20 protein-coding genes are annotated in these 21,351 nt (G+C 68.4%); 8 read left to right on the forward strand and 12 right to left on the reverse strand.

What is annotated here, in order from left to right; translation table 11 throughout:
• Positions 1–14 precede the first annotated feature (14 nt).
• Complete coding sequence (locus EV647_RS01090) at positions 15–1,079, forward strand: adenosine deaminase (protein WP_133996942.1); 1,065 nt, start codon at positions 15–17, stop codon at positions 1,077–1,079.
• Here EV647_RS01090 and EV647_RS01095 read toward each other — a convergent pair.
• The 6 genes from EV647_RS01095 to EV647_RS01120 all read right to left on the reverse strand — a co-directional run bounded on the left by EV647_RS01095 (position 1,071) and on the right by EV647_RS01120 (position 6,255).
• Positions 1,071–1,838, reverse strand: coding sequence for an ABC transporter permease (locus tag EV647_RS01095; protein WP_133996945.1), 768 nt, complete (start codon positions 1,836–1,838; stop codon positions 1,071–1,073). The genes EV647_RS01090 and EV647_RS01095 overlap by 9 nt on opposite strands.
• Complete coding sequence (locus tag EV647_RS01100) at positions 1,835–2,815, reverse strand: ATP-binding cassette domain-containing protein (RefSeq protein WP_133996948.1); 981 nt, start codon at positions 2,813–2,815, stop codon at positions 1,835–1,837. Before EV647_RS01100 ends, EV647_RS01095 begins: the two co-directional genes overlap by 4 nt.
• 143 nt (positions 2,816–2,958) lie before the next feature.
• Positions 2,959–3,654 (reverse strand): PadR family transcriptional regulator, encoded by a 696-nt coding sequence (locus EV647_RS01105; protein ID WP_133996951.1) that lies wholly within the window; start codon positions 3,652–3,654, stop codon positions 2,959–2,961.
• A 57-nt stretch (positions 3,655–3,711) separates the two neighbouring features.
• The gene (locus tag EV647_RS01110) at positions 3,712–4,782 is read right to left on the reverse strand and encodes an acyltransferase (RefSeq protein WP_166680174.1); all 1,071 of its coding nucleotides are present in this window, start codon (positions 4,780–4,782) and stop codon (positions 3,712–3,714) included.
• Positions 4,783–4,885: 103 nt separating this feature from the next.
• Positions 4,886–5,302: a GNAT family N-acetyltransferase gene (locus tag EV647_RS01115; RefSeq protein ID WP_133996958.1), complete on the reverse strand. Its 417-nt coding sequence runs from the start codon at positions 5,300–5,302 to the stop codon at positions 4,886–4,888.
• On the reverse strand, positions 5,302–6,255 hold the full coding sequence (locus EV647_RS01120) for a GlxA family transcriptional regulator (RefSeq protein WP_133996961.1): 954 nt from the start codon (positions 6,253–6,255) through the stop codon (positions 5,302–5,304). Before EV647_RS01120 ends, EV647_RS01115 begins: the two co-directional genes overlap by 1 nt.
• An 82-nt stretch (positions 6,256–6,337) precedes the next feature.
• On the opposite strand from EV647_RS01120, the gene EV647_RS01125 reads away from it, so the two are divergent.
• Positions 6,338–6,601 carry a hypothetical protein gene (locus tag EV647_RS01125; RefSeq protein WP_133996964.1) on the forward strand — a complete coding sequence of 88 codons (264 nt, stop codon included), beginning with the start codon at positions 6,338–6,340 and terminating at the stop codon, positions 6,599–6,601.
• On the opposite strand, the gene EV647_RS01130 is transcribed toward EV647_RS01125, so the two are convergent.
• Positions 6,589–7,764 carry a DUF418 domain-containing protein gene (locus EV647_RS01130; protein WP_133996967.1) on the reverse strand — a complete coding sequence of 392 codons (1,176 nt, stop codon included), beginning with the start codon at positions 7,762–7,764 and terminating at the stop codon, positions 6,589–6,591. The two genes, EV647_RS01125 and EV647_RS01130, sit on opposite strands and share 13 nt — an antisense overlap.
• 84 nt (positions 7,765–7,848) lie before the next feature.
• On the opposite strand from EV647_RS01130, the gene EV647_RS01135 reads away from it, so the two are divergent.
• Entirely contained in the window at positions 7,849–8,670 is an 822-nt protein-coding gene (locus tag EV647_RS01135) for a bifunctional 2-polyprenyl-6-hydroxyphenol methylase/3-demethylubiquinol 3-O-methyltransferase UbiG (RefSeq protein ID WP_133996970.1), read from the forward strand.
• On the opposite strand, the gene EV647_RS41805 is transcribed toward EV647_RS01135, so the two are convergent.
• Positions 8,664–8,804 (reverse strand): hypothetical protein, encoded by a 141-nt coding sequence (locus EV647_RS41805; RefSeq protein WP_165546414.1) that lies wholly within the window; start codon positions 8,802–8,804, stop codon positions 8,664–8,666. The genes EV647_RS01135 and EV647_RS41805 overlap by 7 nt on opposite strands.
• A gap of 102 nt (positions 8,805–8,906) precedes the next feature.
• Here EV647_RS41805 and EV647_RS01140 point away from each other — a divergent pair, with 102 nt between their 5' ends.
• Positions 8,907–9,764 (forward strand): DNA-formamidopyrimidine glycosylase family protein, encoded by an 858-nt coding sequence (locus EV647_RS01140; RefSeq protein WP_133996973.1) that lies wholly within the window; start codon positions 8,907–8,909, stop codon positions 9,762–9,764.
• A gap of 10 nt (positions 9,765–9,774) precedes the next feature.
• Positions 9,775–10,218, forward strand: a complete 444-nt coding sequence (locus EV647_RS01145; RefSeq protein ID WP_133996976.1) for a DUF2871 domain-containing protein — start codon at positions 9,775–9,777, stop codon at positions 10,216–10,218.
• Here the strand turns inward: EV647_RS01145 and EV647_RS01150 are convergent.
• Positions 10,192–11,028: a hypothetical protein gene (locus tag EV647_RS01150; RefSeq protein ID WP_133996979.1), complete on the reverse strand. Its 837-nt coding sequence runs from the start codon at positions 11,026–11,028 to the stop codon at positions 10,192–10,194. The two genes, EV647_RS01145 and EV647_RS01150, sit on opposite strands and share 27 nt — an antisense overlap.
• Before the next feature lie 102 nt (positions 11,029–11,130).
• On the opposite strand from EV647_RS01150, the gene EV647_RS01155 reads away from it, so the two are divergent.
• The 3 genes from EV647_RS01155 (at position 11,131) to EV647_RS01165 (ending at position 15,859) form a co-directional block, all read left to right on the forward strand.
• Positions 11,131–11,454 carry a rhodanese-like domain-containing protein gene (locus EV647_RS01155; protein ID WP_133783548.1) on the forward strand — a complete coding sequence of 108 codons (324 nt, stop codon included), beginning with the start codon at positions 11,131–11,133 and terminating at the stop codon, positions 11,452–11,454.
• 135 nt (positions 11,455–11,589) lie between these two features.
• A complete protein-coding gene (locus EV647_RS01160; protein ID WP_238176956.1) occupies positions 11,590–14,937 on the forward strand; it encodes a phosphodiester glycosidase family protein in 3,348 nt (1,115 codons plus the stop codon).
• Positions 14,938–14,947: 10 nt separating this feature from the next.
• The gene (locus EV647_RS01165) at positions 14,948–15,859 is read left to right on the forward strand and encodes an LD-carboxypeptidase (protein WP_133996985.1); all 912 of its coding nucleotides are present in this window, start codon (positions 14,948–14,950) and stop codon (positions 15,857–15,859) included.
• On the opposite strand, the gene EV647_RS01170 is transcribed toward EV647_RS01165, so the two are convergent.
• From EV647_RS01170 to EV647_RS01180, 3 genes are read right to left on the reverse strand one after another with little or no spacing between them, the layout of a single operon-like run.
• Positions 15,831–17,609 carry an alpha/beta fold hydrolase gene (locus EV647_RS01170; protein WP_238176957.1) on the reverse strand — a complete coding sequence of 593 codons (1,779 nt, stop codon included), beginning with the start codon at positions 17,607–17,609 and terminating at the stop codon, positions 15,831–15,833. The genes EV647_RS01165 and EV647_RS01170 overlap by 29 nt on opposite strands.
• Before the next feature lie 60 nt (positions 17,610–17,669).
• Complete coding sequence (locus EV647_RS01175; RefSeq protein WP_133996988.1) at positions 17,670–19,448, reverse strand: ABC transporter ATP-binding protein; 1,779 nt, start codon at positions 19,446–19,448, stop codon at positions 17,670–17,672.
• Positions 19,445–21,205, reverse strand: coding sequence for an ABC transporter ATP-binding protein (locus EV647_RS01180; protein WP_133996991.1), 1,761 nt, complete (start codon positions 21,203–21,205; stop codon positions 19,445–19,447). The genes EV647_RS01175 and EV647_RS01180 overlap by 4 nt, the downstream gene beginning before the upstream one ends.
• Positions 21,206–21,351 lie beyond the last annotated feature (146 nt).

A 21,351-nucleotide genomic window follows, 5' to 3' on the forward strand; every position in this document is an offset into this window, starting at 1 on the left:
GGCACTATGGCTGGATGATCAGTCCCGAGCAGCTCAACGCGGCGCCCAAGGTCCTTTTGCATGACCATCTGGATGGTGGGCTGCGGCCGGCGACGGTGGTTGAGCTGGCGGGGGAGATCGGGCATGTGCTGCCGCGGACGGATGCGGGGGAGCTCGGGGCCTGGTTCGTGGAGTCGGCGGACTCGGGGTCGTTGGAGCGGTACCTGGAGACGTTCGATCACACGGTTGCCGTGATGCAGACCGCCGAGGCGATCAAACGGGTGGCCAGTGAGTGCGTGCAGGACCTTGCGGCGGACGGGGTGGTGTACGCCGAGGTCCGCTACGCCCCCGAGCAGCACCTGACCAAGGGGCTCACGCTCGAGCAGGTCGTGGATGCGGTCCGGGAAGGGTTCGAGCACGGGATGGCGGTTGCCGAGCGGCCGATCGTGGCGCGGCAGTTGCTGACCGCGATGCGGCACAAGGCGCGCTCGATGGAGATCGCCGAGTTGGCGGTCGCGTACCGCGACGCGGGCGTGGTCGGGTTCGACATCGCCGGCGCGGAGGCGGGGTACCCGCCCACCCGGCACCTGGACGCGTTCGAGTACCTGCAGCGCGAGAACGCGCACTTCACCATCCACGCGGGCGAGGCGTTCGGGCTGCCGTCGATCTGGCAGGCGATCCAGTGGTGCGGGGCGGACCGGCTCGGTCACGGCGTACGGATCATCGACGACATCACGTACGACGAGGCAGGTGAGAAGGCGGAGCTCGGGCGGCTCGCGGCGTACGTCCGGGACCGGCGGATCCCGCTGGAGATGTGCCCGAGCTCCAACCTGCAGACCGGCGCGGCCGACTCGATCGCGAACCACCCGATCGGCCTGCTCGCCAAGCTCCGATTCCGGGTCACCGTCAACACCGACAACAGGTTGATGAGCGGTACGTCGATGAGCCGCGAGCTCGCCCTGCTCGCCGAAGCGTTCGGCTACGGCCTCCCCGACCTGCGCTGGTTCGCGATCAACGCGATGAAGTCAGCCTTCATCCCCTTCGACGAACGCCTCGCGATCATCGACAACGTGATCAAGCCTTGGTACGCCTCAAACTGACCGTTGATATGTACGGAAGGCTCGGGTGGACAGCCAGCCGACTATCAGTGTGAAGGCCAGTAGATAGAGGCAGTGCCGCCATACCGACGACCAGTTCGGGTCGGCGGCGAGGGACTGGCGGGCTGCGATGGTGGCCCAGTCGACCGGGTTGAAGCGGGCCGCGACGTTCACCCAGTGCGGTGCGACCGTCGGGTCGATCATGATCGACGACATGAACGTCAGCGGCAGCGACACGAACTGCGAGATCCCGATCAACGCCTCCTGCTGACGCGTGAGCAGCGCGACCGCGTTCGAGAGCGACCCGAACGCCGTACCGACGAGCATCGACGCGACGATCGTGACCACATAGCCGACGATCCCGCCGTCGTACCGTGCGCCCGCGGCGATCCCGATCGCGAACACGAGGATCGTCTGGATCAACGTGGTCGTCGCGTTGCTGAGCAACTGTCCCGCCATCAGCCCGCCGCGGCTGACCGGTGACGCGAGCATCCGGTCCATCACGCCGCGCTCCATGTCCTGCACGAACGACGTACCGCTCCAGCCGCTCGTCATCAGAGCCGTCATCATCACGATCCCCGGCGTCAGGAACGCGATGTACGACGAGTCGCCGAACCCAGGGAGCCGTACGACGCCCTGGAACAGCTGCCCGAACAACAGCAACCAGATCGCCGGCTGCACCAACGTGAACGCGATCAACGCCGGTTGCCGGTACGACGCCCGCATCCACCGCCCGAAGACGAGACCCGTGTGCGCAATCATGCCGCCTCCTCCGCCACGCGGAACGAACGACCGGTGTGCTGCAGATACACGTCATCCAGCGACGGCCGCGACACGGTGACCGCGACAACCGGAATCGCCTTGTCCTCAAGGGCTCCCAGCACAGCAGGTACGGCGGTTGCGCCGCGATCGACCCGTGCACGCAGCGTGTTGCCTTCGACAACGATCTCGCCGATGCCAGGCAGCTGCCCGAGCAACGCCCGGACCGTCCCGTCGGTGTCCGGATCGACGAGCTCGACATGTACGGAGTCGCCACGCAACGAGGCCTTCAATGCCTCGGGGGTGCCCTCGGCAACGATCCGGCCGTGGTCGACGATCGCGAGCTGCCCCGCGAGCCGATCAGCCTCTTCCAGGTAATGCGTGGTCAGCAGCACGGTCAGACCTTCTTGGCCGGACAGCCGGACTACCTCGTTCCACAGGTCGGCGCGGGCCTCGGGGTCGAGTCCCGTGGTGGGCTCGTCGAGGAACAGCACCTTCGGCCGATGGACCAGGCCGAGCGCGACGTCCAGCTTGCGCTGCATGCCGCCGGAGTACGTCTTCACCGGGCGACTGCCATGCTCCCGCAGCCCGAAGCGCTCGAGCAGTTCACGAGCACGCTGCAAGGACTCCTGGTGGGACAGGCCGAAGATGCGCCCGCTCAGCACCAGGTTCTCGAGACCGGTCGCCATCGGGTCCGAGCTGGACTTCTGCGGTACATAGCCGATCGAGCGTCGTACCTGGTCCGGCGAACGATTCACGTCGTATCCGGCGACCACGGCGGTCCCGGAGTCGGCTCGGGAGAGTGTGGTGAGGATCTTGACGGTGGTGGACTTGCCCGCGCCGTTCGGTCCGAGCAGACCGAGTACGACGCCTTCTCCGACGCTGACGGTCAGACCGTCGAGCGCACGAAGCGGTGGGTTCTTGCGGCCGGCCGGGTACGTCTTGACCAGCTCGACCGCTTCGACGGCATGCGTAGCCATCACATGACTCCCTAAGGGATCGGGAGTCGGTCCGAGCTGGCTATCCTGATGGTTGTGCCCTTGGGTGCCAGGTCTTCGGACCGACTCGAGGAACTGCGGCCTTCGACCCTGGTGTTGCCGCACCGTGGGTCGAGGGCCGTCTCTTATCGGGCTTCCGGCGGTATCGCCTGCATCCAGGCGAACTCCTGCCCGAAGTACTTGACGGGATCCTTCAGTTGCTCGACAGGACTGATGCCCTCCTCCAGATAGAGCTTCCAGGCCTGACGCCAGAACCTGGAGCCGCCCAGCGCGTCTGTGCGAATCTCCTCGACGAGCTGGTGAACGTACGCCGATTCCGCCTGGAGCAGCGCCAGCCGGAACTCCGACTCGACCCAGAAGATCCGCGGGAACTCCATCGAGGCCATGTGGTCGTGTGCCGCGGTGATCTCCGAGATCTCCGTGTCGACCGCCTTGAGCCGCTGCTCGAGCAACTCGACGGCGCGATCGGGCGGCAGACCGGGCAGGTAGGCAAGCCCGGCCTCCAGCGGGTGGAACTCCCGAGCCGGCGTACCGACGAGCTCTGCCAGCCAGTCGCGGAACTCAGCGGAGCCCGCCTCGGTGATCTGGTAGACCGTCCGCTCCGGCCGGTTGCCCTCCCGAACCGTCTCCAGCGCCTCGACGAACCCGTGCCTCTCGAGCGCCGCGACGACCGAGTAGAGCGAGCCGTAGTTCACCTTGATGCTCTGGTCCTTGCCACGGGCCCGGAGCATCGTCGAGATCTCGTACGGGTGCATCGGCCGCTCGCTCAAACTCCCGAGCACCGCGAACGCGAGCGGGTTCGCCACCTTGCGCCGCGCCATGCGCCCTCCTCGATCTCGATTACTTGAAATCGAGTATTAGTTTGTGAGTATCCGATGTCAAGTATTCAGCCAGGCGAACGCGCGGGCCCCGAGACCGCGGACGCGGAGGTGGGCGAAGGCGCGGTACGCCGGCTCCTCGACGTACTTCGTCAGCAGCCAGGCGAGCCCGATCACGCCGATCACCGCGCCCGCGATCTGGGTGAGCCGGCCCGCGCCGAGCTCCATCAGGCGGTACGCGATCAGATAGCCGACCACCTGGTTGAGCAGGTACAGCCCGAACGAGATCCGCGCCAGGAACTGGATCGGCCGCCGGAAGCGGGTGAGCAGCGTCCAGTCCGGACCGCGTGCGGCCAGCGCGACGATCACGAGCAGCACCCCGATGCCCAGCGACGACGGCAGATCCGACGTGTGCGCGTGCTGCGCGAAGACGGTCGCCACGAGCAGGGCGGCGAGATGCACCACACCGATGCGCCGCTGGGCCCAGAGCCAGATCGCGATGCCGATCGCGAACAGTTGCAGGCGATGCAGTCCGAGACCGTTCCACGCCTGCTGCACCCAGAACGGGCTGTGGCCGATGCGGTCGTTCCACTGCAGCACGACCGGCGCGATGATCATGATCCAGAGCAGCGTGGTGATCCGCTGCCCGAGGCCGCGCGGCCAGAGCAGCGCCGCGGCGCCGAACGCCATCAGCTGCAACGGCAGCGTCCAGTACGAGCCGTCGATGAGCTGGACGCCCGGGTCGAACGAGGCGGCCAGCGTGAGGTTGCTCCAGAGATCACGCCGCGTCGGCAGCACCCAGTTGCTGGGCCCGAACCGCACCACGACCAGATAGGTGAACAGCACGGCGATCAAGTACGGCGGGAGCACGCGACACACCCGCCGCCACAACCAGCGGTACGTCGAGCCCTTCCGGACCGTCACGCAGACGAAGTACGCGCTGATCACCAGCAGAATGCTGGCACCGACCTGGAACGGGTACGGCCCGAGTGGTGCGCCGAGCTCAGGGTGCAGGAACGGGCCCATGTACGTCGTGTGCGTGAAAATCACTGCCAGTACCGCCAGGACCCGCACCACATCCCAGCTCAGTCGGCGTGCGGTCCTGCCCGGGGGGCGGTCCGGCGTCGTCACAACCACTCCATCTACGTTCGCCTGTTACCCCCCTGTGACCTTAGCCAGAGCGTGGGGTGGCGATGCAAATCCGCCCGGTGATGCCTTGCTCACATCGGGCGGGTCAGAGCGGCTTGACCCAGCGCGACCACTCGGGCTGCGGCGCGTAGCCCGCGGTGGACCAGACGCGGTGCGCGGGGGCGTTGTCGTCGAGCACCATCGCGTCTGCGCGGGTTCCGCCGTACGTCAGGAAGCGGGCCTCGGCGCGGGCGACGAGTTCGCGGCCGATGCCCTGGCGGCGATGGGTCGGCGCGACCGCCAGCCGGTACAGGTGGCAGCGCCACCCGTCCCAGCCGACGATGATCGAGCCGACGACCGTGTCACCGTCGACGGCAAGGATCAGCGCCTCCGGATCACGCTCGATCAGCCGCCGGACGGCGTCGGCCGAGTCCGGCGGGCGGTGCGAATCCTCGGCGGCGGTCGCCCAGAACCTCAGTACTGCGTCGATGTCGGTCGCGGCAGCGTTGCGGTAGGCAACCATCAGCCGGCGGTCCGGAAGGTGCGGCGGTAATCCTGTGGTGGCACGCCCACCACCCTACGGAAGTGGTGCCGGAGCAGCGCGGCCGTCCCAAATCCTGACTCGGTGGCGATCTGCTCGATGCCCATCCGGGTCTGTTCGAGCAGGGTGCGGGCCCGCAGGACGCGCTGGGTCGTGACCCATTTGAGTGGCGTCGTACCGGTCTCGGCGACGAAGCGCCGGGCGAAGGTGCGCTCGGACATCTGTGCGCGCCGGGCCAGCGCGGGCACCGTGTGGTCGACGGTCAGGTTGTCGACCATCCAGTCGAGGACCGGCTGCAGGCTCTGTCCGGACGACTCCGGCACCGGTACCTCGACGTACTGCCGCTGGCCGCCGTCGCGCTGCGGCGGGACCACCATCCGGCGGGCGATCCGGGTCGCGACCGCGCTGCCGAGCTCACGCCGTACCAGGTGCAGGGCGGCGTCGATCCCGGCCGCGGTGCCGGCGCTGGTGATGATGTTGCCGTCGTCGACGAACAGCACGTCCGGGTCGAGCTTCGCGGCCGGGAACTGGTCATGGAACTTGTCGATGTAGCGCCAGTGCGTCGTGCAGGCCCGGCCTTCGAGCAGGCCGGCGGCACCGAGCACGAACGCTCCCGAGCAGACCGTGAGCAGGATCGCGCCACGCGCCTCGGCCCGCCGGAGCGCGTCCAGGATCCGCTCGTCGTACGCGTGCCGCCAGGTGGTGGCCGGGATGCCGATCAGGTCGGCGTCCTCGAGCTCCTCCAGTCCGTACGGCGCGACCACCTGGGAGTGGCTGCTGGTCTCCATCGGCACGCCCGGCGTGGTCGAGCACACCTTGAAGTCGAAGGGCGGCACACCGTCGTCGGTGCGGTCGATTCCGAAGACCTCGGCCAGTACGCCGAACTCGAACAGGGCAACGTCCTCCATCAGAACGACGGCGATCTTCTGCAGCATCTCGCCAGTATGGCAGTAATTTGTCGGACTATGTCAATAGTGCCACTGGTGGCAGGATCTGATAGATAGAATCATTACTGCCATGACCGGATACATCGTTCTCGTAGTCACCGTGCTGGCCGTGATCGCGGCTCTGGAGATCAGCAACAGGCGCAACTCGACCGGTCCGGCTGCCGGACCGCGGGGCACCTGGATCGCCGACGACCGTGACGTGGCCCGGACCAAGCTCGACCTGCTCGCCCTTGGCGCAGCGGCCAAGCCCTTCAACCACAAGCCTGCTTCCACGACCGGGACCGTGCACAGCATCCGCACGGCCCGCCTGCACCACGGCCGTCACGCGGCCTGAGTGAGTTTTCGCCAGCTGGGGGTGGTCCCATTGGTGACCGCCCGCAGCAGGCCTTCGACCGGGCCGTAGCGGAAGCTGCTGAGCCAGACGTGGCTCAGCAGCACTTGCAGGACGAAGATGCCGACCGCGAGGCCCACTGTCTCCAGCGGAGACACCTGACCCGACAGTCCGAAGCCGACACCGGTGAAGATCAGCATGGTCGCCACCGACTGCCCCAGGTAGTTCGACAAGGCCATCTGGCCGGCCGGTGCTAGTAGTTGGCGGATCTCCTCCCCGCGGTCGGAGTGCATGATTCGCAGCAGTGAAGCGACGTACGCCGCAGTCAGGAACGGTGCTGTCATCACACTCATCAGCACTGCCCTGGTGTCGCCGTTACCGCCCGACGCGTAGACGAGCCCGCCGGTGATACCGATCGCGAACCCGACCAGCTGGATCAGCCGCAGCAGCGCATCGGCCCCGTGCGTATTCTGCAGCAGGCGCCGTCGACCGGCCACCATGCCGACGAGGAACGCGGCCAGTGTGGTCGGGCCCTGCACCGTCAGCAGCGACAGGCCGTACGTCGGGAGCGCGCGGACGTGCTCGCCGATGACGTCGCTGAACGAGCCCGCCAGGTTCGCAGTCGTCTCCTGTGCGGCTGCTACTGCCGTGGTGGGGTCGGTGAGCTGCGTGGTGTCGACGAAGAGCGCGGCGAGCGCGAGGGTGATGAAGAGGTACGCGTAGATGCCTCCTGCGACCAGGAGCGCCGTACGGTCCTTCACTCGGCGCATGGCGAGCAGGACCAGGCCGATGATCGCGTAGACGCTCAGGATGTCGCCCGTGATCAGGAAGACGCCGTGCAGTGCCCCGAGCACGAACAGACCGCCGAGCCGCCGCAGCATCCGTGGTCTGAACGCTGCACCGGCTCGCTGCGCCGCCTGCATCTGCAACTGGAAGCTGTACCCGAACAGGAACGAGAACAGCAGGTAGAACTTCATGTCCACGAACACCGACGACAGCCAGTGCACCGAGTGGTCGAGCCAGGAGTCGTACGCCGGATTCTGCGCCAGGTGGATCGGGAACCCGGAGGCGGCGAAGGTGATGTTCACGACCAAGATGCCCAGGAGGGCGAAACCACGCAGCGCGTCGATGTCCTGAATCCGCGTTCGATCGAGTACCTGGCTCATGTACTCCAGCACATCAGGGCAACCCTGAGTGCACAGTCAGGCTGAATCCTCCTCGACGGTGGAGGTAGCTCTACCCTCGAGCATGTGAGCGACTATCGCGACGTCAACCGGGCCAACTGGGACGAGCGGGTGCCGGCGCACGTGGCGTCGCCCAGCTACCACGTCGACGACTTCCTGTCCGACCCGTCGTACCTCAGTGCGGTGGTTCGGTTCGACCGGCCGCGGCTCGGTGACGTCAGTGGGCTGCGCGGCGTACACCTGCAGTGCCACATCGGCACCGACACCGTGTCGCTCGCGCGGCTCGGTGCGCGGATGAGTGCGCTGGACTTCTCGGAGCCGGCCATCGAGCACGGCCGATCGCTGGCAGCGCGGCTCGGGTTGTCGGTCGACTTCCACGTGGCAGATGCCTACGACGCGGTGCCGGTGCTGGGCGCGTCGGCGTACGACTTCGTCTACACCGGGATCGGCGCGCTGTGCTGGCTGCCGGACATCGAGCGCTGGGCCCAGGTCGTGGCCGGCCTGCTGAAGCCGGGCGGCCGACTGTTCGTCCGCGAGGGCCACCCGATGCTGGGCACCCTGGAGCCTGGTGAGCGGTACGCCGACGTGCGATACCCGTACTTCGAGACCGCAGCGCCGAGCGTCGTCGACGAAGGTGGGACCTACGTCGAGACCGACGCCGAGTTCAGCAGTACCGAGACACACGAGTGGAACCACGGGCTCGGCGAGACCATCACCGCCGTACAGACGGCGGGTCTGGTGTTCGACTCACTCACCGAGCACGACAGCGCACCGTGGAACGCCCTCCCCGGCCTGATGACCGAGGACGCCGAAGGTGAGTGGCGCCTGACGGAGAACCCGCACCGCCTGGCCGCCACCTACACCCTTCAGGCCCACAAGCCTCAGTGAGCCCGGCGCTGCTGCACCTTCTGCACTGCCTGCTTGATCTTCTGCTGGTTCTCCGGCTTGCTCAACTCGCGCTGCGCGACCTGAACCAACTTGGCCACGACAGCACCCTTGAGCATCGTCTTCACAAACCCCATCAGGGCCTCCCAACTCTGTTGTCACCGAAACTACCGGTACCCACAACCCATCCCCATGGGTGATCCACCGGAACTGTCCCTGGCATCAGGCACACTAGGAGGGTGCCTGAGTTGCCGGAGGTTGAGTCGCTGGCCGTGTTTTTGCGGGAGCGGGCGGTTGGGCATGCCTTTGTGCGGGCCGACATCACGGCGATCAGTGCGCTGAAGACCTACGACCCGCCGATCTCGGCGATGGTCGGGTTGCTGATCGACGACGTGCAGCGGCACGGCAAGTTCCTGGACATCTCCGCGCAGGGCGTGCACCTGGTGATCCACCTGGCCCGGGCGGGCTGGCTGCGGTGGAAGGACGAGCAGTCGACCGGCCTGGTGCGCCCGGGCAAGGGTCCGATCGCGCTCCGGACGGTCCTGGACGACGGCTCCGGGTTCGACCTGACCGAGGCCGGGACCCAGAAGAAACTCGCGGTGTACGTCGTCCGCGACGTCTCCGAGGTCCCGGGGATCGCACGCCTCGGCCCGGACCCGTTCACGCTGTCGCTCGAGGACTTCGGCGAGATCCTGAAAGGCCAGGGTCGCGTCCAGCTCAAGGGCGTCCTGCGGAACCAGTCCGTGATCGCCGGCATCGGCAACGCGTACTCCGACGAGATCCTGCACGTCGCGAAGATGAGCCCGTTCAAACCGGCGTCGAACCTGTCCGACGACGAGCTCGAGACGTTGTACGACGCGATGCGCGAAACCCTCAAGGACGCGGTCGACCGCTCCGCCGGCCTCGCCGTACAGGACCTGAAGTCGGAGAAGAAGTCCGGTCTGCGGGTGCACGGCCGCAAGGGCCAGAAGTGCCCGGTCTGCGGAGACATCGTCCGCGAGGTGAGCTTCGCCGACTCCTCCCTGCAGTACTGCGCGACCTGTCAGACCGGCGGCAAACCGCTGGCCGACCGGAGGTTGTCGAAGCTGCTCAAGTAGGTTCCCGCCCATGCGGAAGATCTACGTGGCAGCACACGTCTACATGATTCTCGGACTGATCAGCGGGCTGTTCTACCGCGAGTTCACCAAGCTGAACGACTTCACCGGCGACTCGCAGCTCAGCGTCGTCCACACGCACATCCTTGCGTTGGGCATGCTGTTCTTCCTGATCGTGCTCGCGCTCGAGAAACTCTTCACCCTGACCGCGGGCAAGCTCTTCACCGCGTTCTTCTGGGTCTACAACGCGGGCCTCGCGCTCACCGTCGGGCTGATGATCGTCCGCGGCTCGATGACCGTGCTCGGCCACGAGCCCGGCGCCGCCCTCGACGGCATCTCCGGCCTGGGCCACATCACCATCACCCTCGGCCTGATCTTCTTCTTCGTCAACCTCGGCAAGTGCCTGCCCGCCAAGGAGGAGGCGTCCCTCTCAGAGGTCCACGACGTACGGCGATGACGCCGAGCGCCGGCCCGCGTCCAGGCGCACTCGCAGTTCGCGTGCACCGGCCGGGCCGGCGATCCGTGTCGCCCATCCGATCGACCGGCCCGGGTCGAGACCGTCGAACGTCCACGCCTGCTTGCTCGCGGACCAGCCCGCCGGGAGGGGGAGCTCGACTTCGCCACGTGCCGGGGTCCGGCCGAAGTTCGTCACGACCACGGTGAGTTCGTCGCGGCCGGGGTGGATCGAGGCCAGCACTGTGCCGACCGGTGCGACGAGCACCCGCCGTACGCCGGCCGGCACAGGCAGCGGAAGGACGCGGAGTTCGGGCATCGGGAACGGGCCGATCGTGGTCCGGGTCAGGTCGTGACCGGTCACGCTGTACCTGCGACCGGCCAACCGGATCTGGTGCCGGGTGTCGGCATCGATCAGGCCGAAGAACCGTACGGCGACATCGGTGGCGCGGCGGGCGACGAGGTGGGCCGGCGTACCGGTCGGAGTCAGGTCCCAGACGCCGTCCGCGTTGGCGGTGACGGTGTCGGGCGGGACGATCCGCAGCTTGCCCTGCAGCGCGACGCGGACCACCGGTGGCTCACCCGCCTCCGGCAGCCGGACGACCAGGTCGTCACCGTCGCGGCGCCAGGTGAGCGCCTTCCCGGTGTGGTCCTCGACGACGTGCCGTGGCGTGGTCGCGAGGCCGGGCAGACGTACCTCGTGGTCCGGTGGCCGGCAGGCGATGCGGAGCAGGAGCAGCTCGCGACTCCGCAGGATCGCCTCGCCCCAGGGTTGCGGCTCGAACTCCCCCGGGATCCCCTGAATCAGTGCCACCGCAGCCTCCTTCGAGCCACGGTCCGAAATCCGCCGTCCGCTGTCAACGCCTTATCCGGACTCCGGGCAACCGCCTCGCCCCGGGTCTGACATGCTTGGGGCATGTTCCGGAACCAGGAGATTCCTTCGGTCGTGGTGGCCGAGCTCGACGACGACCTGCTGGCGGAGGCGTTCGTGCTCGACGTGCGGGAGCCGGACGAGTGGGACCGCGGTCACATCGAGGGCGCCACGCACATCCCGCTCGGCGAGCTCCAGGAGCGCGTGGGCGAGGTGCCGCTGGACCAGAAGGTGCTCTGCGTGTGCGCGGTCGGCGGCCGTTCCGGCATGGCCACCCAGTTCCTGAACCAGCTCGGCCGCGAGGCGATCAACCTCGACGGCGGCATGCACGCCTGGCAGACCTCCGGCCGCCCGGTCAGCACGAACTGAGAAGAAAACCTTCCACACGGTGATCGCAGGGGTTACTTTGTCACCGGTCGGTTGATCGGCGTACACCTGCGGCTCATGAGGCGGTAGCGCGCGCGGCGTCGGATGACCGCGTCCGTCCACCGTGGGGAGGCTCCTGTGTCGCTCATCCGTCCCTTGACCACAGCGATCGGCGTAGGTGGCCTGTTGGCCGGCGTCCTGGTCAGTCCAGCTGCAGCCGAAACGACTGCAGGCATCCCGGACGCCGCGATCGCCGAAACCGGCGTACTGACGTCCCGTGACGACAGTCCGGTCGCGCCAGGCGTGAACTACACCTCGTTCGAGCGTCTGGACGCGAAGGGCTGGCAGCGCGGGGACATCCTCGACACCGACCTGGACAAACACGGTGTGACCGTCGACCTGGTCAACACCGGCAAGGTCTCCGGCGGTCAGCCGCTCAGTCAGCAACTGGCCCGCAAGGGCGCGATCGCCGGCGTCAACGGCGACTTCTTCGACATCAACGACACGACAGCGCCACTGGGTGTCGGGGTCGAATCCGGCAAGTTGCTGAACGCGCCCGACGCCGGCCACAACGACACCGCGGTGATCGGCAAGGACGGCCTCGGCAAGATCGCCGAGCTCTTCCTGCAAGGTACGGCGACCGATCTCAGCCGACCCGACGACGCCACCAAGCTCGAGCTGACCAACCTCAACTCGCCGACCGTCAACGCCGGCGGCATCGGCCTCTACACCCCGGAGTGGGGCGATGCGGCCCGGACCCGGACCGTGGACGGCCTGCCGACCGTGCGCGAGGTGATCCTTCGCGACGGTGTGGTCGTCTCCTCGGTCACCACTCCGGCCACTACCCCGTTGGCAGCCAACGAGCAGGCGCTGATCGGCCGCGAGGCCGGCGCCGACGCGCTCACCGCGTTCGAGGTGGGCGACAAGGTCGGCGTCGAGTACGGCCTGCGCCCGGACGCGGGTGAGGTGGCTGCCGCCGTCAGCGGCAACTACCAGCTCGCGAAGGACGGCAAGGTTCCGGACACGGTGCCCGACGCCGACCTCGCGCCGCGCACCGCGATCGGGTTCGACGCCGACGGCAGCCGGATGATCCTGCTCACCGTCGATGGCCGCGCGACCGGTTCGCGGGGTCTGTCGCTGAAGGAAATGGGCCAGCTGATGATCAGCCTCGGGGCTGACGACGCGCTCAACCTGGACGGCGGCGGCTCCTCCACGATGCTCGCGCGGACCCCGGGCAAGGCCGCGCCGGAGGTCGTGAACGACCCGTCCGACGGCGGCGAGCGGCTGATCCCGAACGGACTCGGCCTGGTCCCGGTCAAGGGCTCCGGCCAGCTCAAGGGCTTCCGTGTCGAGGCCGTCGGCACGTCCGAGGAGAGCCCCGACACCGACCTCTCCCGCAGCTCCCGCGTCCTCACCGGACTCAGTCGAGTCCTCACCGCCACGGGCCACGACGAGACCTACGCTCCCGCGACCGGTACGCCGTTCTGGTACGCCGGCAGCAACGTCCGCGTCGACCAGAACGGTGTAGTCACCGGCCGCCGCGCCGGTGACGCGATCGTCACCGCGACCCGTGGTGCGGCGAACGGAAGGTTCCCGATGACAGTCCTCGGTACGCCGACCCGCCTGGCGCCCTCGACCCGGCAGGTCTCGCTCGCCGACGCCGCCGCCAAGGGCTTCTTCGAGGTCGACGGGTGCGACGCCGACGGGTTCTCGACCTGGATCGAGCCGCGCGACGTCAAGCTCAGCTACGACCCGGCACTGGTGAAGATCGTTGCGAAGGGCAATGGTTTCGAGGTCAACGCGGTGAGCGGAGAGGCCGTCTCGGCCGTCGTGACCGCGACCGTCGGCACGCTGAGCACGCAGCTAAGCGTCACGGCCGGCCTGACCAGCACGGTGGTCGACGAGCTCGACGACGTCACCAAGTGGGCAGCGAACGCCGTACCGGCCGGGAAGGCGACGGCATCCCTGTCCGCTGCGGAAGGGCATGACGGCGGGCAGGCGATCGCGCTCGACTACTCGCTGACGGGCAGCACTGCCACGCGCGCGGCGTACCTCTCGCAGACTCCGCAGCAGACGCTGCCGGGACAGCCGCAGAAGCTCGGCGCCTGGGTGTACGGCGACGGCAAGGGCGCCTGGCTGCGCGCCAACGCGTACGACGCCGCCGGTGGTACGGCGCAGACCCTCAACCTGGCTCCCACCGTCGACTGGACCGGGTGGAAGTACGTCGAGGCGGACATCCCGCCCGGGCTGGCGATGCCGCTGCGCTTCTGGCGGATCTACGTTGTCGAGACCTCGCCGACCCGGCAGTACGCGGGCCGGATCGTGGTCGACGATCTGACTGTCCGCAGCGCGCCGCCGGTGACGATGGACCCGCCGGCGAAGGTGATCGACCCGATGGTCGTGACCGACGGGACCGTGACCACGAGCGGTCGCTGGCGCTTCGCGGTGATGTCCGACGCGCAGTTCACCTCCGACGACCCGAACTCGGACTACGTGAAGCAGGCTCGCCGGACGATCCGCGAGGCGCTCGCCCAGAAGCCCGAGTTCCTGGTGATCAACGGCGACTTCGTGGACCGGGCGTTCGGACCGGACATCGCGCTGGCCAAGCAGATCATCGACGAGGAGGTGGCCGGCAAGGTGCCGGTGCACTACGTGCCGGGCAACCACGAGACCTACGGTCCGGGCGACCTGTCCGAGTGGAAGAAGGTCTTCGGCAACGCGACCAGCACGTTCGACCACTTGGGCACCCGGTTCGTACTGCGGGACTCGTCGCTCGGATCGCTGCGGGCCGGAGGATTCGACCAGATCCTCGATCTCCGCAAGCAGCTCGACGACGCGGCGACGAACAAGTCGATCCGGAACGTCGTCGTGATGGCGCACCACCCGATCGACGACCCGTCGCCGACCCAGAACTCGCAGCTCGGTGACCGCAAGGAAGCCGCGATGATCGTGAAGTGGCTGGCCGATTTCCGCGCCTCGACCGGCAAGGGCGCGGCGTACATGGCGGCGCACGCGGGCACGTTCGCCGCGACCCGGACCGACGGCGTACTGCTCCCGCTGACCGGCAACTCCGGCAAGAGCCCCGCGGCGGCACCGGACGCCGGCGGCTTCACAGGCTGGGCACTGGTCGGAATCGCGACGACACCCAGCTCGTCGGCGCACCCGTGGTTCCAGGTCGAGCTGCGACCACACGTCGATTCCCTCGAGCTGACCGCGCCGACATCCCTGCGTCGCGGTGAGACCGGCACGGCCGCGGCAACCGTCGTACAGGAGAGCCGTCGGGTACCGGTCGCGTTCCCGGTGTCGGCTGACTGGTGGGGCTCGTCCACCCTGCACATCGGTCCGGCGAAGACGGCCCCGTTCTGGGCGGTCGCCTCCTATGACCCGTCCACCGGCGTGGTGACCGCACTACGCCCTGGCACGGCCCAGCTGGGTGTAACGGTGAACGGGGTCTCCAAGAGCTCGACGCTGCAGGTCGGTTGGTAGCGTCGGCGGCGTGACTGACGTGGTGGTGCCGCAGCGGCTGCGGAGCGGGGACCGGGTTGCTGTAGTGGCCCCGTCGGGGCGGGTGGACGCTTCGCGGCTCGACGCCGGAGTGGTCCACCTCAGGTCCTGGGGCCTCGAGGTGGACGTGATGCCGTCGGTGCTGGCCGGGCACGAGCGGTTCAAGTACCTGGCGGCCGACGACAAGGCCCGTGCAGAAGACCTGCGGAACGCCTGGCTGGACCCGCGGTACGCCGCGGTGTTCTGCGCACGTGGTGGGTACGGCGTGCAGCGGATGCTCGAGTACGTCGACGTCGACGAGCTGGTCGCCGTACCGAAGTGGTTCGTCGGGTTCAGTGACATCACCGCGCTTCACGAGCCGCTGAACGCACGTGGTCTCGTGACGCTGCACGGGCCGATGGCTGCTGCTGTGGAGCAGCTGGACACAGATGCAGGGCGTGAACGGCTGCGGGCGCTCCTGTTCGAGCCAGAAACCGTCACAGACCTGCTCGCACCAGCTGGGGCACGCACCGTGGTGAACGGCGTCGCCGAGGGTCTGCTGCGCGGAGGCAACCTGGCGTTGCTGGCGGCAAGCATCGGTACGCCGACCTACGCGCCGCCGGTGGGTGTCGTCGTACTCGAAGAGGTCAACGCGGAGGCATACCAAGCCGATCGGCTGCTCACTCAGCTGCTGCGTGCCGGGTGGTTCGAGCAGGTGACCGGTCTGGTCATCGGTGACTTCAGCAAGGGCGGCGAGGGACTCGACGACACCATCCGCGAGCGGCTCGAGCCACTCGGCGTACCGACGGTGGAGGATGCGGCGATCGGACATGAGGCGCTGAACCTCGCCGTACCGCTGGGACTGCCGGTACGGCTCGACGCGACCGCCGGGTCCCTTATACCAAGTGGTCTCGCAGGAAACTGAACGCCTGCGGGTACGCGTCCAGGCGGTTCGTGAGCTTGGCCAGACCGTGGCCCTCGTCCGGGTAGACCAGCAGCTGGCACGGCACGCCGCGCTTCGTCAGAGCGTCCGTGATCTGCTCTGCCTCCGACAACGGGACCCGTGGGTCGTTGGCACCGTGGATGACGAACAGCGGCGCCCGGATGTCGTCGACCCGGCTGAGCGGACTCGCCGACTCCAGGAACTCCCGGTCCGTCGCCAGGTACCCGTACTCGCGCTCCCGCATCGCCCGGCGGTAGTCCGAGGTGTTCTCCAGGAACGTCACCAGCGAAGCGATTCCGACGATGTCCACGCCGGCCGCCCACAGGTCCGGCTGGAACGCGACACCGGCCAGCACCATGTACCCGCCGTACGAACCGCCCCAGAGCGCTGCACGCTGCGGGTCGCCGTCGATCGTCGGCAGCCACGCGTTGATCGCGGCCAGGTCCTTCACCGAGTCCAGCCGCAGCTCACGGTCGTCCAGCGAGTACCAGCGCTTGCCGTAGCCGGCCGAACCGCGGACGTTCGGTACGACGACTGTGTGACCCTCACCGGCCAGCGCCGAGATGATCGGGCTCCAGATCCGCATCGCGGCGCCTTCTGGACCGCCGTGCACATGGACCACGGTGGACCCCAGGCTCGGACCGGTCGGCCGGAACACGAACACCGGCACCTGCTCTCCGTCGAACGACGGAACACGCATGCTCTCCGGGTGCTGCAGCTCAGCCGGAACCTCCACCGGGCGTAGCGCAGTCAATTCACCGCCCGGCACGAACCGGTACACGGTCGGCGGGACGACCGGGGAGTTGTAGGTGATCGCCGCGAACGAGCCGTCCGGCGACCAGATCGGGTCCGGGGTGGCGTACTGCAGCCCCGCGCAGCCACCGGCGGGCAGGCCGACCGGAGCGATCGCCGACCCGTCCTCCAGCCGATGCAGCGCCAGGGCGACCTCGCCGTCCTCCAGTACGCCGACCAACAGGTGCTCGCCGTCCGGTGAGGGCCACCCGGCGAGGTCGCGGTCGTCGTCTGCCAGGAGTTCGCTCCACGCTGCGGTGCTGACGTCGTACCGGCGGATCGCCATCCGGTCGCGGTCGGCGTTGCTCGACACCAGGAACGCGGACGAGTCGGGCAGCCAGGCGACCGGCCCTTGGTCGTTGTGCGCGTCCTCCGCGGTGGGCTCGGTGACGGTGCGGCTCGATGTCTCGAGCAGGAGCAGTTGCCTCGAGTTCGCCGGGCTGCTCGCCTTCGAGAGGACGACCCACTTGTCGTCCGGCGACGGGTCGACGCCCATCACCCAACCGCCGCCGTCGTACAGGACGGTCTCGCGGCCGGTGGCCAGGTCATGGGTGACCAGGTCGAAGTCCACGCCGTTGCGGCGGTTCGTCGTGTAGAGAACACTGCCGGCCCGAGCTGCGACGAGGTGGTGGATGTATTCGGCGTCATGGACCAGTGGGGTCAGTGTGGGCAGACCGGGTTCGTCGAGGTCGAGCAGCGACAGCTGACCGCGCTCGTCGCCGCCTGTGTCGTGCTCGACGACCACGCGGCTGCTACCCGGAACGAACCGGGCGCCGCGGCACGTGTCGTCGAGATCGGTGAGTGCACGCCAGGTGCCGTCCGGGTCGACCTCGTTGACCTGACGGGTGCCGGTGTCGTCGTACAGGACCAGCATGCGGCCGTCGTCGTCGACGTCCAGGGCCATGGTGGTGGGCAGAGAGAAGAGCGTCGTCAGCAGCACGCCTTCATCCTCACACGACCAGGGGGTGTCCGACGGTGCTCCGCCGGACACCCCCGCGCGTTATCGGTCGCCGTGCCAGGAGTGCCAGAGCGCGGCGTACGCGCCTTGCGCATCGACCAGTTCGTCGTGGCCGCCCAGCTCGACGATCTTGCCGTCCTCGACGACCGCGATCACGTCGGCGTCGTGCGCGGTGTGCAGCCGGTGCGCGATCGCCACCACGGTCCGGCCCTCCAGCACGGTCGCCAGCGACCGCTCCAGGTGCCGGGCCGCGCGCGGGTCCATCAACGAGGTCGCCTCGTCCAGGACCAGCGTGTGCGGGTCAGCAAGCACCAGACGTGCCAGCGCGACCTGCTGCGCCTGCGCCGGTGTCAGCGAGACCCCACCGGAACCCACCTCGGTGTCCAGCCCGTTGTCGAACCCGGCCACCCAGCCGTCGGCGTCGACCGACCGCAGTGCCGCCCACAGGTCCGCGTCGGACGCGTCCTGCTTGGCCAGCCGCAGGTTGTCCCGCACGCTGCCCACGAACACGTGGTGCTCTTGGTTGACCAGGGCAACGTGACTACGCACCTGCTCGGCTGACATCCGGTCCAGCGCCGCACCACCCAGGGTGATCTCACCGACGCGTGGCGAGTAGATGCCGGCCAGCAAACGACCCAGCGTCGACTTGCCCGCACCGGACGGCCCGACGAGCGCCACGCGGGCACCTGGCTCGACCGTCAACGTGACCCCGTGCAGTACGTCGCGGCCCTCCAGGTACCCGAACCGCACGTCGTCGGCCAGCACCGTCCGCCCGTCCGGCTCGTCCTCGCTCGTCGTCGCCTCGGTCTCCACCTCACGGACGCCGACCAGCCGTGCCAACGACACCTGTGCCACCTGCAACTCGTCGTACCAGCGGATCATCATGTTGACCGGCTCGACGAGCATCTGGATGTACAGCGCACCTGTGGTCAGCGCACCGACCGTCAGCCAGCCCTGGATCGCGAAACCGCCACCGATGACCAGTACGGCGGCCAACGCGACCGTGTGGGTCATGTTGATCACCGGGAACAGGATCATCCGCAGGTACAGCGTGTACCGCTCCCAGGCGACCCACTGGCCGATCCGGGTGTCGCCACCGGCGATCCGGCGGGCGCCGAGCCGGTGCGACTCGACGGTCCGGCCGGCGTCGACCGTCTCGGCCAGCGCCGACGCGACCGCGGCGTACCCGGCCGCTTCCGACCGGTATCCCGCTGGTGCACGGCGGAAGTACCACCGGCCGCCGATGATCAGGATCGGCGCCGCGATCACCACGGCCACAGCCAGGGCCGGTGCGGTCACGATCAGCGCGCCGATCAGCAGCGACGCCCAGATGATCGCGATCGTCAGCTGCGGTACGGCATCCCGCATCGCGTGCGACAGCCGGTCGATGTCCGTGGTGATCCGGGACAGCAAATCACCCGTCCCGGCGCGCTCCAGCACGCCCGGCGGCAGTCCGACCGCGCGGACCAGGAAGTCCTCACGGAGATCCGCGAGCATCTCTTCGCCGAGCACTGCTCCGCGCAGGCGCGTGAGCCGTACGAACACCGTCTGCACCGCGAGGGCGATGACGAAGCCGATCACGACGTACGGCAGGTCGACGTCGGTGTGGCCCTCGGAGAGCTTCTGTACGACGTTGCCGAGCAGCCACGGCCCGACCATGCCGCTCAGCGCCGCTACCGCGTTCACCAGCGTCAGCCACAGGAACTGGCGCCGGTGCCGGCGGAACAGCTCCTTGATGTAGGCACGGACGGTCGCGCTACTGGCCACCGGGAGCCGCACTACCTCCTGCGGGGCTGCCGGGTCGTACTCCGGGCGCTTCACGCGAACTCCTCGAACGTCGGTTCTTCTTCACGGGTCACAACGGCGCGGTACCGCGCGTTGGTGTGCAGCAGCTCGTGGTGCGTGCCGACCGCGTCGACGCGGCCTTCCGGCACGAACACGACGCGCTCCGCCCGGTCCAACATCAGCGGACTGGACGTGAACACCACCGTGGTCCGGCCGGCGCGCAGCAACTGCAGACCGTCCGCGATCCGCGCCTCGGTGTGCGCGTCGACCGCACTGGTCGGCTCGTCGAGCACCAGCACCTGCGGGTCGACGTACAGCGAGCGAGCCAACGCCACCCGCTGCCGCTGGCCACCGGACAGGGACCTGCCGCGCTCGGTCAGCACCGCGTTCATGGCGTCGGACTCACCAGCAGGCAGCGTCTGCCGCAGTACGTCGAGGATGTCCGCGCACTGCGCCGCGTCCAGTGCTGTCTCGGGTGAGACCGCACCACTGGCCGGTACGTCGAACAGCTCGCGCACCGTCCCGGACAACAGGACCGGGTCCTTGTCCTGCACGAGTACGACGGTGCGCGCCGACTCCAGCGGGATGTCGTCCAGCGCGACGCCGTCGAGCAGCACGGACGCCTCGTCCGTGGCTGACGGGCTGTGGCCACCCAGACGGTCGGCCAGCAGACCGCCCTGATCCGGGTTGCCGCAGACGACCGCGGTGAAGCTTCCGGCCGGGACATGCAGCCCGGTGACCGGGTCGAGCACGTCGCCCTCCGGCAGCTGGGCCGCAGCGGTCCCCTTGGTGGCGTCGGTCCGCTGCAACGACAGCACGCGCGCGGCCCGGCGCGCCGACACCTTCGAGAAGATGAACGCGCTCGCGGTCTCCTCGAACGTCTGCAGCGGCACCAGCATGAACGTGATGAAGCCGTATGTCGTGACCAGCTCGCCGACCGAGATGTGGCCGGACGTCACCAGCCGGACACCCATCCAGACGACGAGCACCAGGAACAGCCCGAACAGCAGCACCTGCAGGGCCGCGATCAGCGACCACATCCGGGCACTGCGGACCGCACTGCTCCGGTACTCCTGTGAGGCGTCCCGGTACCGCTCCAGGAACAGCTGCTCACCGCCGATACCGCGCAGCACGCGCAGACCGGCGACGGTGTCGGCGGCCAGCTCGGTCGCCCGGCCGCCCTTGGCCCGCTGCTCGTCCGCGCGGCGCTCCGCGGGACCCATCAGCGGGACGATCGAGAACGCGAGCACCGGTACGGCGACCGCGACCACCAGACCGAGCTGCGGTTCGTACAGCAGCAGGCCGATCACGACCGCGAAGCAGGTCAGCAGCGCGGCCACGAACCGGCCGAGGACCTCGACGAACCAGCCGATCTTCTCGACGTCGCCGCTGCTCACGGCGACCACCTCGCCGGCGGCGATCCGGCGGGTCAGCAGCGAGCCCAGCTCCGCGGCCTTGCGGAACAGCAGCTGCTGCAGGCGGGACGCCGTACTGATCCAGTTGGTCACCACGGCCTTGTGGAAGTACGAGTCGGCGCCGGCCTTGGCCGCGCCGAAGGCGAGCAGCAGGGCACCGGCCAGCATCAGCTTGGGCCAGGACAGGTCGATCGCCGCCTGAACGGCGAGACCCACGGCGACCGGAGCGGCGGCGATGCCGCCGAAGTACACGAGGCCCCAGAACACTGCGAGGGCCTGCCCACGCAGTTGCTGGTGCTCCAGCCAGAGGATGAGTCGGAGGCCGGATCGGGTGTCGGGCACACCCGGATCGGCGAACGGGACAAGGCGCAAAGACATGACGTCTCACAAGGAGGCATAGAGGGGTGGAAAGAAGGCACCTGACCAGGCGAACAGATCAAGCCTAGGCGGCCCCGCCGACAGTCCGTCAAACCGTTTTCCCGGACACCCGGGAACCGTTTCCAGACCCGGTAGTAAAGTCTTCA

The sequence above is a fragment of the Kribbella sp. VKM Ac-2566 genome, assembly GCF_004366005.1.
GTDB classification, from domain to species: domain Bacteria; phylum Actinomycetota; class Actinomycetes; order Propionibacteriales; family Kribbellaceae; genus Kribbella; species Kribbella pratensis.

What these genes read in the sequence shown, in the direction of transcription:
- EV647_RS01090 (WP_133996942.1), top strand. Translation starts at nt 15, where the DNA reads ATGATCAGTCCCGAGCAGCTCAACGCGGCGCCCAAGGTCCTTTTGCAT.
- EV647_RS01095 (WP_133996945.1), bottom strand. Translation starts at nt 1,838, where the DNA reads ATGATTGCGCACACGGGTCTCGTCTTCGGGCGGTGGATGCGGGCGTCG.
- EV647_RS01100 (WP_133996948.1), bottom strand. Translation starts at nt 2,815, where the DNA reads ATGGCTACGCATGCCGTCGAAGCGGTCGAGCTGGTCAAGACGTACCCG.
- EV647_RS01105 (WP_133996951.1), bottom strand. Translation starts at nt 3,654, where the DNA reads ATGGCGCGGCGCAAGGTGGCGAACCCGCTCGCGTTCGCGGTGCTCGGG.
- EV647_RS01115 (WP_133996958.1), bottom strand. Translation starts at nt 5,302, where the DNA reads ATGGTTGCCTACCGCAACGCTGCCGCGACCGACATCGACGCAGTACTG.
- EV647_RS01120 (WP_133996961.1), bottom strand. Translation starts at nt 6,255, where the DNA reads ATGCTGCAGAAGATCGCCGTCGTTCTGATGGAGGACGTTGCCCTGTTC.
- EV647_RS01125 (WP_133996964.1), top strand. Translation starts at nt 6,338, where the DNA reads ATGACCGGATACATCGTTCTCGTAGTCACCGTGCTGGCCGTGATCGCG.
- EV647_RS01130 (WP_133996967.1), bottom strand. Translation starts at nt 7,764, where the DNA reads ATGAGCCAGGTACTCGATCGAACGCGGATTCAGGACATCGACGCGCTG.
- EV647_RS41805 (WP_165546414.1), bottom strand. Translation starts at nt 8,804, where the DNA reads ATGGGGTTTGTGAAGACGATGCTCAAGGGTGCTGTCGTGGCCAAGTTG.
- EV647_RS01145 (WP_133996976.1), top strand. Translation starts at nt 9,775, where the DNA reads ATGCGGAAGATCTACGTGGCAGCACACGTCTACATGATTCTCGGACTG.
- EV647_RS01155 (WP_133783548.1), top strand. Translation starts at nt 11,131, where the DNA reads ATGTTCCGGAACCAGGAGATTCCTTCGGTCGTGGTGGCCGAGCTCGAC.
- EV647_RS01180 (WP_133996991.1), bottom strand. Translation starts at nt 21,205, where the DNA reads ATGTCTTTGCGCCTTGTCCCGTTCGCCGATCCGGGTGTGCCCGACACC.